The sequence below is a fragment of the Halomonas sp. ALS9 genome (assembly GCF_001651035.1).
In the GTDB taxonomy this organism is placed as follows: Bacteria; Pseudomonadota; Gammaproteobacteria; order Pseudomonadales; family Halomonadaceae; genus Vreelandella.
In genome coordinates this window covers 122,046-135,691 of sequence record NZ_LXRG01000163.1, presented here as the reverse complement: position 1 = coordinate 135,691, position 13,646 = coordinate 122,046, and the positions used below count along the sequence as shown (strand labels likewise).

At 55.0% G+C, this 13,646-nt stretch carries 10 protein-coding genes; 4 read left to right on the top strand and 6 right to left on the bottom strand.

Annotation, left to right across the window (positions count from 1 at the left end; all coding sequences use genetic code 11):
• Positions 1-229 precede the first annotated feature (229 nt).
• Entirely contained in the window at positions 230-958 is a 729-nt protein-coding gene (locus tag A6R74_RS11290) for a CDP-alcohol phosphatidyltransferase family protein (RefSeq protein WP_064234587.1), read from the top strand.
• 5 nt (positions 959-963) lie between these two features.
• Here A6R74_RS11290 and A6R74_RS11285 read toward each other — a convergent pair whose 3' ends face one another.
• The gene (locus tag A6R74_RS11285; protein WP_064234586.1) at positions 964-1,434 is read right to left on the bottom strand and encodes a GFA family protein; all 471 of its coding nucleotides are present in this window, start codon (positions 1,432-1,434) and stop codon (positions 964-966) included.
• A gap of 175 nt (positions 1,435-1,609) precedes the next feature.
• The gene (locus A6R74_RS11280) at positions 1,610-2,569 is read right to left on the bottom strand and encodes a LysR family transcriptional regulator (RefSeq protein ID WP_064234585.1); all 960 of its coding nucleotides are present in this window, start codon (positions 2,567-2,569) and stop codon (positions 1,610-1,612) included.
• Positions 2,570-2,677: 108 nt separating this feature from the next.
• On the opposite strand from A6R74_RS11280, the gene A6R74_RS11275 reads away from it, so the two are divergent.
• Positions 2,678-3,619, top strand: coding sequence for a sodium-dependent bicarbonate transport family permease (locus A6R74_RS11275; RefSeq protein ID WP_064234584.1), 942 nt, complete (start codon positions 2,678-2,680; stop codon positions 3,617-3,619).
• On the opposite strand, the gene A6R74_RS11270 is transcribed toward A6R74_RS11275, so the two are convergent.
• Both A6R74_RS11270 and A6R74_RS11265 read right to left on the bottom strand, forming a co-directional pair.
• Entirely contained in the window at positions 3,592-6,780 is a 3,189-nt protein-coding gene (locus tag A6R74_RS11270; RefSeq protein WP_064234583.1) for an efflux RND transporter permease subunit, read from the bottom strand. The two genes, A6R74_RS11275 and A6R74_RS11270, sit on opposite strands and share 28 nt — an antisense overlap.
• A 6-nt stretch (positions 6,781-6,786) precedes the next feature.
• The gene (locus A6R74_RS11265) at positions 6,787-7,968 is read right to left on the bottom strand and encodes an efflux RND transporter periplasmic adaptor subunit (RefSeq protein WP_064234582.1); all 1,182 of its coding nucleotides are present in this window, start codon (positions 7,966-7,968) and stop codon (positions 6,787-6,789) included.
• Between the two features lie 449 nt (positions 7,969-8,417).
• Here A6R74_RS11265 and A6R74_RS11260 point away from each other — a divergent pair, with 449 nt between their 5' ends.
• Positions 8,418-9,374, top strand: a complete 957-nt coding sequence (locus tag A6R74_RS11260) for an AraC family transcriptional regulator (RefSeq protein WP_064234581.1) — start codon at positions 8,418-8,420, stop codon at positions 9,372-9,374.
• A gap of 68 nt (positions 9,375-9,442) precedes the next feature.
• On the opposite strand, the gene A6R74_RS11255 is transcribed toward A6R74_RS11260, so the two are convergent.
• A complete protein-coding gene (locus A6R74_RS11255; RefSeq protein WP_064234580.1) occupies positions 9,443-10,777 on the bottom strand; it encodes a sensor domain-containing diguanylate cyclase in 1,335 nt (444 codons plus the stop codon).
• A gap of 476 nt (positions 10,778-11,253) precedes the next feature.
• On the opposite strand from A6R74_RS11255, the gene A6R74_RS11250 reads away from it, so the two are divergent.
• Positions 11,254-11,820 (top strand): manganese efflux pump MntP, encoded by a 567-nt coding sequence (locus tag A6R74_RS11250; RefSeq protein WP_064234579.1) that lies wholly within the window; start codon positions 11,254-11,256, stop codon positions 11,818-11,820.
• Between the two features lie 225 nt (positions 11,821-12,045).
• Here the strand turns inward: A6R74_RS11250 and A6R74_RS11245 are convergent, their stop codons facing one another.
• The gene (locus A6R74_RS11245; RefSeq protein WP_064234578.1) at positions 12,046-13,626 is read right to left on the bottom strand and encodes an MFS transporter; all 1,581 of its coding nucleotides are present in this window, start codon (positions 13,624-13,626) and stop codon (positions 12,046-12,048) included.
• Positions 13,627-13,646: the final 20 nt, after the last annotated feature.

Here is a 13,646-nt window from a genome sequence, read left to right as displayed (position 1 = left end):
CCGTAATGAGTGGCCACGCGTTGCATGGCCCTTGGCAAAACAGTTTTCAATGGTTCACCATCTTCAGCGTAGCGGGTGAAAAGAAAATATTCGATTAACTCGCTGCAACTAATCCGTTTAACTCTTGATCATATGGACAACCCTACCTTCTTCTACAAGAATGGTACATATAAAAATAGTTGCATCATTTATTTTAACTGCGGATAGCGACGCCGCTTCGTGAGACACCATGCCGCTTTTCTCAAACGTTTCGCTTTTAACCCAGCCCAAGCGGCTTTACAGCGCCGCAGAGCTACTGCTGGGCGGCTTGCTGCTAATCTCAGTGGGCAAAGGTCTACCTCTGTTAATGGCGACGCCGGCTAACTGGGGGGTGGCCATTGCCTTCTACATCGTTATATCCACCCTGGTCATGTTTTTCTGGCCCTACGGCTCACTGGGGTGGGCAAACCGGGTCACGCTGGCCCGTGCGGTATTGGTTGCCCTGGTAGCGGGCGCGCTCGCCGATAATACGTTTACAGGAGCAATAGGCCAGTGGCTGGCTATCGCGGTGTTCGCCCTACTGCTGGATGGCGTTGACGGCTGGATTGCCAGGCGCACCAAAAGCCATACACCGTTCGGTGCCCGCTTTGATATGGAGTTGGATGCCCTACTGATTTTGCTGCTGTGTGCGGGATTGCTGCGGCTGGAGTCACTGGGCGTATGGGTACTGTTGATCGGCGGGATGCGCTACCTGTTTATCGCTGCCAGTTGGCAGTTCCCGTGGCTCTCACAGCCGCTGTTTGAAAGCTATCGCCGCAAGGCGGTGTGTGTTTGGCAGGTGGTCGCACTGCTGTTGGCATTAACGCCGCTTACTTCGCACCTTGTCGCCAACCTGCTGGCCATTAGCGCATTGATATCGTTAACCTATTCGTTTGGTTTTGATATCTGGTGGTTGTACCGCAAAGCAAAAAGAGGCTAGCTGCGCTAGCGTTCCAACCCCAGGCGCTGGTGCCACTCAGCAAGGCTTTCATCCGGATACTCATCGAAGCATTTGTCTTGGAACTGCGCATTTACCTCCACCCAATCCGCCCTGCTTCCCAACATCATGTGTGTCCGCTTGGGTGGTGTCGGCAGTGGTGTATCGATTGCTGATGCGAAAGGGTGCACAAGCTCGGGCCAGTCGGGATCGTAAACCCATAGCGACGTGGCGCAATGCTTGCAAAAATGCCGCTCCCCCGTGCTTTGCACGCCATTAATGACCGCTCGGTAGATCGAGATGTGCTCATCGCCACTCACATTGAGGGTTTTACTATCGCCGCTGAGGTTGATGGCATAGCCGCCGCCACCCGACGTTTTACGACAAATAGAGCAGTAACAACGGTTAAATGGGTAAGGATGCTGAGACCTCACACTAAACGTCACGGCCTGGCAGTGGCATGATCCTTTGAGCAGCATAGTTATCTCCGTTTGCAGCGGTTACTCAAAATGAGTATCGAAGCGCGACTGCATGAACCGAGTGCGGTCTTCAGCTCTCTTTTAAGTTCTCTTTTAAGCTCACTCTTAACATCTTAGCGCATAGGATCTCCATCGCCTTCAACGGAAATGATTGACGCTGCTATTAAGTAAAGTACTAGCGCTCATCCTTTAAGGCTTGCAGCAGTTCAGCCACGGCCACTTCCCCTTCAGGTTCGTCAAACGCTTGCGCCAGCGTGCCTTGCACAAAACTTAAAAAACGATAGGCGGCAGGCGGTAAACGACGCTCTCTGCGCACAACAAAATGCCAGCGGCTTTTCAGCGGGAAACCTTGCAAAGGCAGCTCTTGAACACCTTTGGGCGAATCCGCCACCACGTGGCGGGACAGCACTGCCAGCCCCATCCCGGAGGCCACCGCCAGCCGGATCGCCTCATTACTGGCGATCTGCTGAGTAGAGCGCAGCTCAACGCCCGAGCTGTATAGCCAGGCATCAAAGGTATGTCGTGTCGCCGAGCCCGGTTCACGCAGCAGGAAACGCTCTTCTTTCAAGGCCTCCATGGTGAGGTCTTTTACACTCGCCCAGCGGCTATTTTCGGGCCCTACCACTACTAGCGGATTGCTCAAAAAAGGCGCGGCCATCACGGCGTCGTCCGAAGGCGGGTGGCTAAATACGTAGAGATCGTCTTCGTGGCGCTCAAAGCGGTTGAGCATCTGCTGACGATTACCGATCTCAACCGTAACGTCTACCTGCGGGTTAGCCTGACTAAAGGGCCCCAACAGCCGCGGCAGCACGTATTGGGCTGTGTTCACTAAACCAATACTAAAATGGCCGCGGCCGCCGCGGTTGTATTCGTCCAGATACTGGCTGAACACATCGGCACGGCTGAGCAAGTCCTGACTTAGCTGATAGAGCGCCTGGCCGACCTCTGTGGGGACTACGCGGCTATCTTCCTGACGCACGATGGGTTCGCCAACAATTTCCCGCAGCCGTTTCAACTGCTGAGATACCGTTGGCTGAGTCAGATGAAGCCGATTGGCGGTGGCGGTAATCGAACCTGTGCGTACCACGTCGGCATAGACCTGCAGCAGGCGGAAGGTAAGTTGTCGTACTTTCATCGCTTACACCATAGATAATCATCTATGACTATATAAAGTTTATTTGTTTTCATCAATCTCTTGAGATCGCTAAAGTAGCCGCCCAACCAACTTTGCAGGAGATTCCCCGTGCCGGATATTGTGGTGATGTTCTTTGTGTTAGGTGTGATTGCCGGTGTGGTGCGCTCCGATCTCAGCATTCCCAAAGCCGCTTATGACATCTTGAGCCTGCTGCTGATGCTGACCATTGGTCTTAAGGGCGGCATGGCTCTGCACGGAAGCCTGGATGCGGCTCTGTTAATCGAGCTTGCCGGGGTTACCCTGCTGGGCATTTTAATCCCGCTGATTATCTTCCCCATTGTTCGCTACTTGGTGCGGCTCTCTTTGGCAGACAGCGCCAGCCTTGCTGCCCACTACGGTTCGGTTAGCGCCGGTACCTTCGCCGTCGCCCTGGCGTATACCGAAGCGCACAGTCTGATGACTGGCGGGCAGGTAACGCTTTATCTGGTGCTGCTTGAACTGCCGGCGATAATGCTCGGGATTTTGCTCTATCGTCGCTTTAGCCGTGAAGGCTCAGCCACGAAGATGTCAGGCCTGTGGCACGAAACCCTGACCAATCGCGGCGTTATCTTACTGGTGGGCGGCGTTTTGATCGGTTGGCTATACGGGCCGAATGCCGGAGAATCGGTGACCAGCCTTTACACCAACGCCTTCCAGGGCATTCTGGCACTGTTTTTGTTGGAAATGGGCCTGGTCGCGGCAGAGACGCTGCGCAGCCTGCGCTGGGGGCACAGCCGCCTGATCATCTTTGCCTTGGCAGCACCCGTTGTGCTCTCCTGCTTGGGTTTGATGATGGCGTACTGGCTTGGGCTGCCCGCTGGCTCAGCGATTATTCTGGCAAGCCTGACCGCCAGCGCCTCCTACATTGCCGCCCCCGTCGCCATTCGCGCCGCAATTCCAGACGCCAACATTGGCCTGGCCATGCTGGCGTCGTTAGGACTCACCTTCCCCTTCAATGTGCTGATTGGTATTCCGCTCTATCATCAACTCTGGGGATGGCTGGCGGGGTGAAGCGTGCCCTCCAACGTCGAGCTGTGATGACTGACCAGCGGCCGAGAGCCGGAGAGCTTGCGCAGCGCCACGTAGAACACCGGGGTGAGGAATAGCCCAAACAGGGTAACCCCGATCATGCCCGCAAACACCGCCGTGCCCAGCGCCGCCCGTACCTCGGCACCCGCGCCGGTGGCAATCACCAGCGGCAGCACGGCGGCGGTGAAGGTAATGGAGGTCATGATGATAGGGCGTAGCCGTAATCGGCAGGCTTCCAGGGCAGCCTCTACGATACTTCTACCCTGCAGTTCCAGCTCGCGGGCGAATTCCACGATCAGTATGGCGTTCTTGCACGCCAGACCAATCAGCACCACCAGTCCCACCTGCACGAAGATATTGTTGTCGCCACCGCCAAACCAGACGCCAATCAGCGCCGAGAGCATGCACATGGGCACAATCAGGATCACCGCCAAGGGCAGCGTCCAGCTTTCATAGAGGGCCGCCAGCACCAGAAACACCAGCAGAATCGACAGCGGGAAGACCACCAGCGCTGCATTACCCTGGGTGGACTGCTGGTAACTCAAGTCAGTCCACTCGAACGCCATGCCCGGCGGCAGCACCGCCAACGCCAGTGCGTTGATGGCATCCATGGCCTGGGCAGAAGAAAGCACCCGAGGGTCCGCCTCCCCGGCCAAGTCCGCCGCCGGGTAGCCGTTGTAGCGCAATACCGGGTCGGGGCCGAAGGTTTGGGTGATATTCACCATCGTGCCGATTGGCACCATTTCTCCTTGGTCATTACGGGTGCGTAGCCGGGCGATATCTTCCACGCTGGCCCGATAAGGGGCGTCCGCCTGGGCGATCACCTGCCAGGTGCGGCCGAAGCGGTTGAAGTCATTGACGTAGGTTGAGCCAAGATAGGTCTGCAAGGTATCGAACAGCTCGGTTAGCGGCACCCCTTGGGCTTTGGCCCTCAACCGATCCACCTCTGCATCCAGCTGCGGCACGTTGGACTGATAGCTGCTGATTGGGAAGCCCATCCCTGGCGTCTGGGCAATGGCGCCCTGGAGCTGATTGACTGCCTGCTGCAACGCCCCATAGCCAAGATTGCCGCGATCCTCGATAAACAGCTGATAGCCGGAGCCATTGCCAAGGCCCAGAATCGGCGGCGGCATAAAGGCAAACGCAAAGCCCTCCTTCAGCCCACCAATGCCCTGGTTGATCCTGGCGTTTATCTCCGCGGCGGTCAGGCTGCGTTCGCCAAAGGGGCTGAGGGTGAGAAACACGACCCCCGTATTAGAGGTGTTGGTGAACTGCAAGGCGTTGAGGCCGGGAAAGGCAATCGCGTGCTCGACGCCTTCGGTCTCCATGGCGATATCCACTACGTCCTGGAGCATCTGGTCGGTTCGCTCCAGGGAGGCACCTTCCGGCAGGATAACGCCCGCAATCAGGTACAGCTTGTCCTGCACAGGGATAAAACCGGGCGGCACCACCTTGAACATCACACCCGTTCCCGCTAACAACAAAGCATAAACCACAAATACCGCGCCTCGGCGTTTTAGAGAACGCGCCACGCCGCCCTGATACTTGTTGGCGCTGGCGTTAAAGAAGCGATTGAAGGGCCGAAACAGCCAGCCGAATAGCCCGTCAATAATGCGGGTAAGTCGGTCCTTGGGCGCGTCATGGGGTTTGAGCAGCATCGCCGCCAAAGCGGGCGACAGGGTCAGCGAGTTAATCGTGGAGATCACCGTGGAGATGGCAATCGTCACAGCAAACTGACGGTAAAACTGCCCGGTCACCCCAGAAAGGAAAGCCATGGGGATAAACACCGCACACAGCACTAGGCCGATAGCGACGATCGGGCCGGAGACCTCCCTCATGGCCTGGTGGGCCGCGGCCTGGGGATTGAGCCCCTCGCTGATATTACGTTCGACGTTCTCTACCACCACGATGGCGTCGTCCACCACGATGCCGATAGCCAGCACCAGCCCAAACAGGGTCAGCGTATTGATGGAGTAGCCGAGCAAATAGAGCGCCCCAAAGGTACCGATCACCGACACCGGCACCGCCAGCAGCGGAATAATCGAGGCGCGCCAAGTTTGCAGGAACAGAGTCACTACCAGCACCACCAGCAACACCGCTTCCAGCAGGGTTTTCACTACCGCCTTGATAGAGTCGCTGACGAAAATGGTGGTGTCGTAGACCGCCTCATACTCAACGCCTTCCGGGAACTGTTCAGACAATTCATCCATGGTGGCCACTACCTGCTCACGGATCGCCAGCGCATTGGCGCCCGGCGCCTGGAAGATACCGATGGCCACCGCATTATTGCCGTCCAGCTGTGAGCGCAGGGTATAGTCTCCGGCGCCCATCTCCAGCCGGGCCACGTCGGATAGCCTGAGGATGTCGCCATTGTCACCGCGCTTGAGCACGATATCGCCAAATTCCTCGGCCGTCTCCAACCGCCCGCGGGCGTTGATCAGGGTCAGGAAATCACTCGATTCAATAGGCTCGGCGCCCAACTGCCCGGCAGAGACCTGAACATTCTGCTCGCGCATGGCCGCCACCACGTCGCTGGCGGTCAAATCACGCGCAGCGACGCGATCCGGATCCAGCCAGGCGCGCATGGCATAGTCGCCGCCGCCGAAAATCTGGGCGTCGCCTACCCCTTCGAGCCGGGCCAGGCGATCCCTAACATGCAGCCGCACGTAGTTACGCAAATAAAGAGTGTCGTATTCGCCCCCAGGCGAGGTTAGATGAACCACCATCAGAAACGTAGGCGACTGTTTCTGGGTGGTGACGCCCTGGCGGCGCACGGCTTCCGGCAACCGCGCCTCGGCCTGGCTAACACGGTTCTGCACCCGCACGGCGGCCTCTTCGGCATCGGTTCCCGGGCGGAAGGTGACGGTCATCTGCAGTACGCCATCAGAGCCAGCGACGGACTTGAAGTACATCAAGTCCTCGACGCCATTGATAGCCTCCTCCAGCGGCGTCGCCACGGTTTCGGCAATCTCCTTCGGGTTAGCCCCCGGGTAGACCGTGCGCACCACCACCGAGGGGGGCACCACGTCTGGGTACTCGCTGATTGGCAGGTTGGGAATGGAGATCAGCCCAATCGCCAGGATAATAATCGACAGCACCGCCGCAAAGATCGGTCGGTCGACAAAGAAACGGGAGAAATTCATGGTGCTCTACTCCTCCCTGGCCGCAAGGGTGGGCTGGGCATCTTCAACCGACGCAGTAGCTACGCTTTGCGGGCTCACCTGCATACCGGGGAAGAACACTTTTTGCACCCCGTTGACGATCACCCGGTCACCGGGGCTAAGCCCTTCGGTAATCACCATCTGTTCGCCCATCTGACGGCCGGTGGCCACTTGGCGACGCTCTGCACGGTTGTCATCATCAATAACATAGACGTAACGACGATCCTGATCGGTCAGGATCGCCTTGCGATCCACCAGCAGCACCTGCTCCAAACGGGCTATCGGTACCTCAACTCGGGCAAACTCCCCCGGCCGTATACGACCATCAGCATTGGCCAGCAGCGCCCGGAACTGCAGAGTGCCCGTACCGGGGTTCAAACGGTTGTCGATAAAATCCAGCGTGCCCGTGTATTGGCGCTGTTGATCGCCGCCCAACTCAATCTTCAGGCTGCTCTCGCCGTCCACCATCAGTGCGTGGCTGGCAAAGGCGGCCTGCTCGTCCGCTTCGAAGTAGACGTGAATAGGGTCGATAGTGACAAGAGTGGTCAGCAGGCTTTGGTCAGCGTTAGCCAGATTGCCTCGGGTCACCATGGCCCGACCGGCGCGGCCACTGACGGGCGCAGTGATACGGGTATAGGCAAGGTCAAGCTCTGCAGTCTCCAGCGCTGCTTCGGCGGCATTTACCATCGCGCGGGCACTGCTTAGGGCCGCTTGACGCTGGTCGTGTACTTCCTGGGAAATGGCCTGGCGCCCCAGCAATACCCGAGCCCGCTCGGCTTCACTAGCCGCCTGGACACTCTGACTTCTGGCTTGGGCAAGCTCAGCCTGGGCCGCGCCGACACGCGCCTGATAGGGGCGAGGGTCGATCTGGAACAAAAGCTCCCCCTCCTCCACCAGTTCGCCCTCCTCGAACGCCACTTCCTCGATATAACCACTAACTCTAGGTCTTAACTCAACCGTTTCTGCAGCCTCTACCCGCCCAGTGAAAGACTCACTCAACACTATCGGTTGCGCAGCGATATTCACTACTTCTACTTCTGGCGGCGGTGGCGGAGCAGCCGCTGCCTCCTCGCTCTTGGCTTCACATCCCATCAGCAAGGCCATTATCAGCAGCAACGGGATGATCCCCCGACAACTCGTTGAGCGAGCACTTTGATTCAAACTTCCCATGATGACTTGCTCCAATGGCTATCGGAGATCGATAGCCGCGTTGGTGATCTATTGCGTACCGCGTTAACGGTCAGCTTCTAGTCGTTTGAGTAGCGCCAGAATCGACAGTGATTTTTGTTGTAGTAGGGAGGGCTGGCGGACTGGCAGGATCGAGCTAAATGCGAAACACCTACCAGAGGTTGCCTACCATAGGGTGTGCGGAAGCGTAGAGGGTATCGGATTCCTGCGGGAAGATTGCCTGATTCTGTCGTGAGCAGCGAAAGGCTTCACAAAGCGGGAAGCTGAAATATCGCGCTGTTTTGGTGTTGAGGCATAATGACCGTTAGGTGACAAAAGGCTCAGGTTGCTGGTTTCTGCGCGGTGCTTGCCTGATTCTGCAAACACAACTGAAAGAGCCTTCGGTTTACGCAGCGAAGGCATATACTGCGAGCTGTTAGGGAGGAGAACCATTGACCGATATCTTGCCCATGCAAGCTAGCCATTCGTCAGACACGCTGCGACAGTTGAGCAGAATCGCCCGGCGCTGGACGCCCCTGGAGGAGCTTCAGGACACGGCGATTGCCGAAGTGCAACTGATTCGTGCAGATTCCGCCACCAGCTACTGCTCTGCAGTATATGAACCGTGCATCTGCTTTGTCATTCAAGGCAGCAAGACAGTGCAACTGGGTGACAAGGAGATCGTCTACAGCGGGCCAAGTTACATGGCAAGCGCCATTCACCTACCAGTGCTGGGTAGGATTGACCACGCGACCCCTGAGCAGCCCTACCTAGCGGTCAAAGTCTCGGTGGATCCCCAAGAGGTGGCGGGGTTAATACTGGAGCTGGGCGATAAAGCGCCGCCAGCGGGTCATGAGGCCATCTGCTCCGAGATGGATTGCGGACTTAGCTCAGCGCCCATGGATGCACGTATGCAGGAAGCGCTTTACCGATTGCTGAGCCTGCTGGATTCTCCGGAAGATATAAAGGTGCTTTCACCGCTGGCCCGGCGAGAGCTGATCTACCGTGCGCTGATGGGAGGGTTGGGGCCACGGATGCGCCGATTCGCTGCCACGGATTCCCAGGCTAACCGAATTGCACGGGTCATCTATACCCTCAAGGAGAACTTTACTCAGCCTCTGCGCATCCGCGAGCTAGCGGCCGCCGCCAATATGAGCGAATCGACGCTGTACCACAGCTTCCGCGAGGTCACTCGGATGTCGCCGCTCCAGTTCCAGAAAAAACTACGCCTGCATGAGGCCCGGCGGCTAATGCTGGCCGAGGGGCTGGAAGCGGCCACCGCCAGCTACCGAGTCGGTTACGAAAGCCCTTCGCATTTCAGCCGCGAATATAGTCGCATGTTTGGCGCCCCACCTCGTGCTGATGTTAGCCAATTGCGGGGCTCCAGAAGAGCAGCGCTGCCTGCGTAGTCAGCAGTATTATTGACATCTTTAAGTAGGCATAAGCACATTCACTGTGCAGGTAAGCTCTAGCCACATTAGGCTTCACTCTTCTCAGACTTTTCATAAAAGCACATCTGGTTAGAACCGGCTTTTTTAGCTTTATACATGGCCTGGTCTGCCACTTTTAGCAACGCATCAGGTGTGGCTGCGTTTTCAGGGTAAAATGCCGCCCCAATGCTGGCAGAAATCTGGATACGCTTTTGCCCAATGAAAAAAGGCATCGCCAGGGCATCAATAATGGTTTGAGCAACAAGCTCAACATCCTGGCGCTGCTTAATGTCAGTAATCATCACGGTAAACTCATCCCCACCTAGCCGGGCAACCGTATCGGTTGCCCGCACACAATCAGCAAGCCGATTCGACACATCTGAGAGGATACGGTCACCCGCTTCATGGCCAAGGGAATCGTTCACGTCTTTAAAGCCGTCAAGATCCATGAACAGAAGTGCCAGCGGTCGACTACGTCGCTTTGCATGTTTGATTTCCTGCCCCAAGCGATCCAGAAACAAGCGCCGATTCGGTAGTCCGGTCAGATAGTCATAGTGAGCGTTATTCCATATTTTCTCTTCGGCTAGCGCTTGCTCAGTGATATCGCGTGAAATACAGACTGTCGCTTCATAGTTATGCTGCTCGTCAAGCACAGGCGCGAGCAAATACTCGAACCGTTCACCCTGACCGGAAGCAAAGGTGTGGGAAAACTTGCCGCGATAGGTTGATTGTCCAGCAATGACCTCATCCAAGTTAAGCTGAAAATCTGAAGCGAACGAAAAACCAAGGTCAAACGTAGACTTGCCAATGATAGACTCAGACGTCATTGCGAACAGCTCAGCAGTGGCCTCATTGACATATATAAACCGGCCCTTGAGATCAAGCACATAAATAGGGTCGGGTGAAGCACTTAGAACAGCGCCAAACAGGCGGGTTTCCATCTCTTTTTCAGCTACATACTGCTCTAGCGACTCGGCAACCGCCTGATCTATCGCTTCGTGGAAGCGGGTGAGATCATCAAGCTGTTCGCCAGCAAGCACTGAAAATGTTTTACGCCAATGCGACACCACGCTGGCACGCAGAGCCCTAAATTCGGAAACCGTTTCAATAACGCTAAAACCACTGTGCTGTCGGTCTTCTCCGTGTATTTCAGCCCAGGATTCTTCTTCCCCCTCAGGAGCGGGCCCTTTTGACTTGGCATCATGGTTAGCCTCACTTTGCTGTGAGTCAAGATCGGCGGCAATCTCCAACAGCATCTGCTTGGCGTGATCTCGCAGCCCTGCTTTGTCCATATATTTGGCATGAAAGAGGGTCTTGGCAAACGATTCCCAGTCCCGAAGGATTGGCTCAATGTCAGCCCGAATGAACGCCGCTAATCGCATATCAAACTCTTCTTATTTAGCTAAAACCAATAATGGCTGAAATAATCAAATGAGCACCAACCCAACGTACTGGCACTCTAACACGAGTTCTGGATGGCGAAATATAGCTTCCGTCGCATTGTTGATATCAACCGATCAGCACGCAACTCCCTTTAAATATATAAATAATTAAATTTTTATTAAAAAAATACTAACCAAGAAAATAAAAGACAAAAAAATACAAACTTTAAAGCACTATAAAACATATTAAGTTTTAAAAAATCCAAAAAAAATCAGCATACACACAAATTGTTAGCCAAGGCTATATTTGTTCACTACCATGAACTTTATTTTTAATCTCGCTACTTGTTAAATCATTAAAGCATGGTAGGATTCAGCTTTATTTAATACCCGACCAATAAACTCAGGCATGTTATCTAGCAGCATGCTTTCGGTTTTGTGTGCAGGGTACTTTTCAACCAGAGAATTCACACTTTATGACCCCCATCGCCTTAATATTCCTGGCTGTTTCCATGTCAGCGGATGCCTTTGCCGCTTCTATCAGCAAAGGCGCAGAGCTAACCAAACCTCGGCTCCGCCACGCTATTGGCATTGGCTTGGTATTCGGCGTTATCGAGGCAATCACCCCCGTTCTTGGCTGGGTAGCGGGAAAGGCATCGCAGCAATATGTGCAAGCCTGGGATCACTGGGTGGCCTTTACCCTGCTTTCCGTCATTGGCCTGCATATGATTTACGCCGGGCTTAAAAAAGAAGACAACATAGAGCATCGACAACAAACACTCTGGTTACTGGTACTCACGGCAACGGCCACCAGTCTGGATGCCATGGCCGTTGGTGCTAGCCTTGCCTTTATCGATGCCAGTATTATCGCCACCAGTCTAGCCATCGGCCTTGCCACGACGGTAATGGCCTCTATCGGCACCCTGCTGGGCCATAGGCTCGGTAAGTTTGTCGGCCATTGGGCGGAGCTTATTGGTGGTGTTGTGTTAATCGGGATCGGCTTAGCGGTTTTGGCGGAGCATACGGGGTTTTTCAATGCTTAACCGTCATTTATAGCCATAATCTCTTTAGAGCCTGGGAGTCATTCCCCTTAAGCGATTGAGCTGTTATTTATATTTACTAAATGCTAAATTGCTCCAGTTCCCTATAAATTTTTTAGTTGCTATCAACAGCAATCTCCTGTGTTAGACAGGCTCATGCCCCGTTTCCCCCCCCCTGTTTAATTATTAGTTTAATGCGGTTTAGATAGAGCTGCGCCTAGCTCTCACTTACCCACGGGCATCGCAATCACTCTCTTCTCCAACCGCTTTCACATGTCGTAGAGTGACGGCTGATATCAACGCGAGCGCCAAGATAGTGATGCCACTTACTGTGGCTGCCATATTCATACCTTGCGTAAATGCAGCCTGTGCTTGCTCAAGCATCCCGTAGGGAAGCCGCTCAGAAACTGACGTTGTTGCCCACAAACTTTCTCCGAGGGCACGTGAGATATCGTCAGGCACCCCAACAGGAATCACACTGGCAATCTGCACGCGATACAACAGGGTTGCCATGCTGCCGATAAGTGCTACGCCTAGTGCCACTCCCAACTCTTGAACCATCTCGGACATCGACGATGCAGACCCTGCTTTTTCCGCAGGAGCAGCCCCTACCACCAAGTCTGTGCCAAGCGCGGCGATGGTGCCCAGCCCGAGGTAAACCAGTGAAAACCCTACGACGACCTGGAGTACTTGAACGGCGTGCGGGTCTACTTGAGCCAGTAAACCGCAACCGATGCTTGAAATAATAAGCGCCGCAGCAATAACAAACGCTGGCCGAATTCGACGTGCAAAGAGAGGAGCAAGTATCCCGGCAAACACCATCATTAGTGCCGGAGGCCCCATCAACAGCCCGGCAAACAACGGCGTGTAACCTGCGACTAGCTGAAGATATTGGGTAACTAAGAGCATCATTCCCGCCACGCCCACCAGCCCTATCAGGAGTATAAAGAGGGCAGCAGTAAAGGTTTTACTGGCAAACAGCTGGAGATCAAGCAGAGGATCGGGAAGCTGCTTTTGGCGACGTACAAAGAGCAGTGTTCCTACGACTCCTAGCGCAAGAGTGACCAACACCACTGGCGTTACACCGGCTTTGGAAAATTCTTTAATGCCATAGATACTTGGCAAAATTGCTATTAGCAGCAATAGGACACTCAAAAGATCTAGACGACCAGCCTGTGGGTTACGGTACTCAGGCAGCAGTAAGGGGGCAGTTAACAACAGTATAATGACGATGGGTACGGCAATTAGGAAAGCAGCTCCCCACCAAAAGGGAGCTAACAGCAACCCACCGACCATCGGGCCCAACGCCATACCCAGTGCGAACATGGTTGCCCATATACCGATCGCCAGTGCGCGCTGGCGCAGATCAAAAAACATATTGCTAATCAGGGCCAGCGTAGAAGGCATCAGGGTTGCCCCAGCAATACCCAGTGCTGCCCGCGCCACAATGAGCCACTCGGCATTGGGTGCATAAGCTGCAAACACTGACGCGACCGCAAACGCAAAGGCGCCAATCATCAGTAGCCGACGTCGGCCAACCCTATCCCCGAGTGTGCCCATAGTGATCAGGAAACCAGAAATCATGAAGCCATAGACGTCCATAATCCACAATACCTGAGTACTGCTCGGCTGTAGCTCTATCGCCAGGGCAGGAAGCGCAAGGTAGAGAATAGTGACGTCGAAACCAAGCAACATAGTGGGCAGTGCCAGTACCGCAAGCCCCGCCCACTCTTTAATGCCTGCTTTGTTATAGGGCCGCCCGCCTGTATCCGTATAAAAAGGGGTGTGAACATCACATTTGAATGACATGCTGCCTCCGACTTCATCAT

Bases quoted from the DNA above. Each gene is read 5' to 3' on its own strand.
- A6R74_RS11285 (WP_064234586.1), bottom strand. From the start codon at position 1,434: ATGCTGCTCAAAGGATCATGCCACTGCCAGGCCGTGACGTTTAGTGTG.
- A6R74_RS11290 (WP_064234587.1), top strand. From the start codon at position 230: ATGCCGCTTTTCTCAAACGTTTCGCTTTTAACCCAGCCCAAGCGGCTT.
- A6R74_RS11245 (WP_064234578.1), bottom strand. From the start codon at position 13,626: ATGTCATTCAAATGTGATGTTCACACCCCTTTTTATACGGATACAGGC.
- A6R74_RS11250 (WP_064234579.1), top strand. From the start codon at position 11,254: ATGACCCCCATCGCCTTAATATTCCTGGCTGTTTCCATGTCAGCGGAT.
- A6R74_RS11280 (WP_064234585.1), bottom strand. From the start codon at position 2,569: ATGAAAGTACGACAACTTACCTTCCGCCTGCTGCAGGTCTATGCCGAC.
- A6R74_RS11270 (WP_064234583.1), bottom strand. From the start codon at position 6,780: ATGAATTTCTCCCGTTTCTTTGTCGACCGACCGATCTTTGCGGCGGTG.
- A6R74_RS11255 (WP_064234580.1), bottom strand. From the start codon at position 10,777: ATGCGATTAGCGGCGTTCATTCGGGCTGACATTGAGCCAATCCTTCGG.
- A6R74_RS11265 (WP_064234582.1), bottom strand. From the start codon at position 7,968: ATGGGAAGTTTGAATCAAAGTGCTCGCTCAACGAGTTGTCGGGGGATC.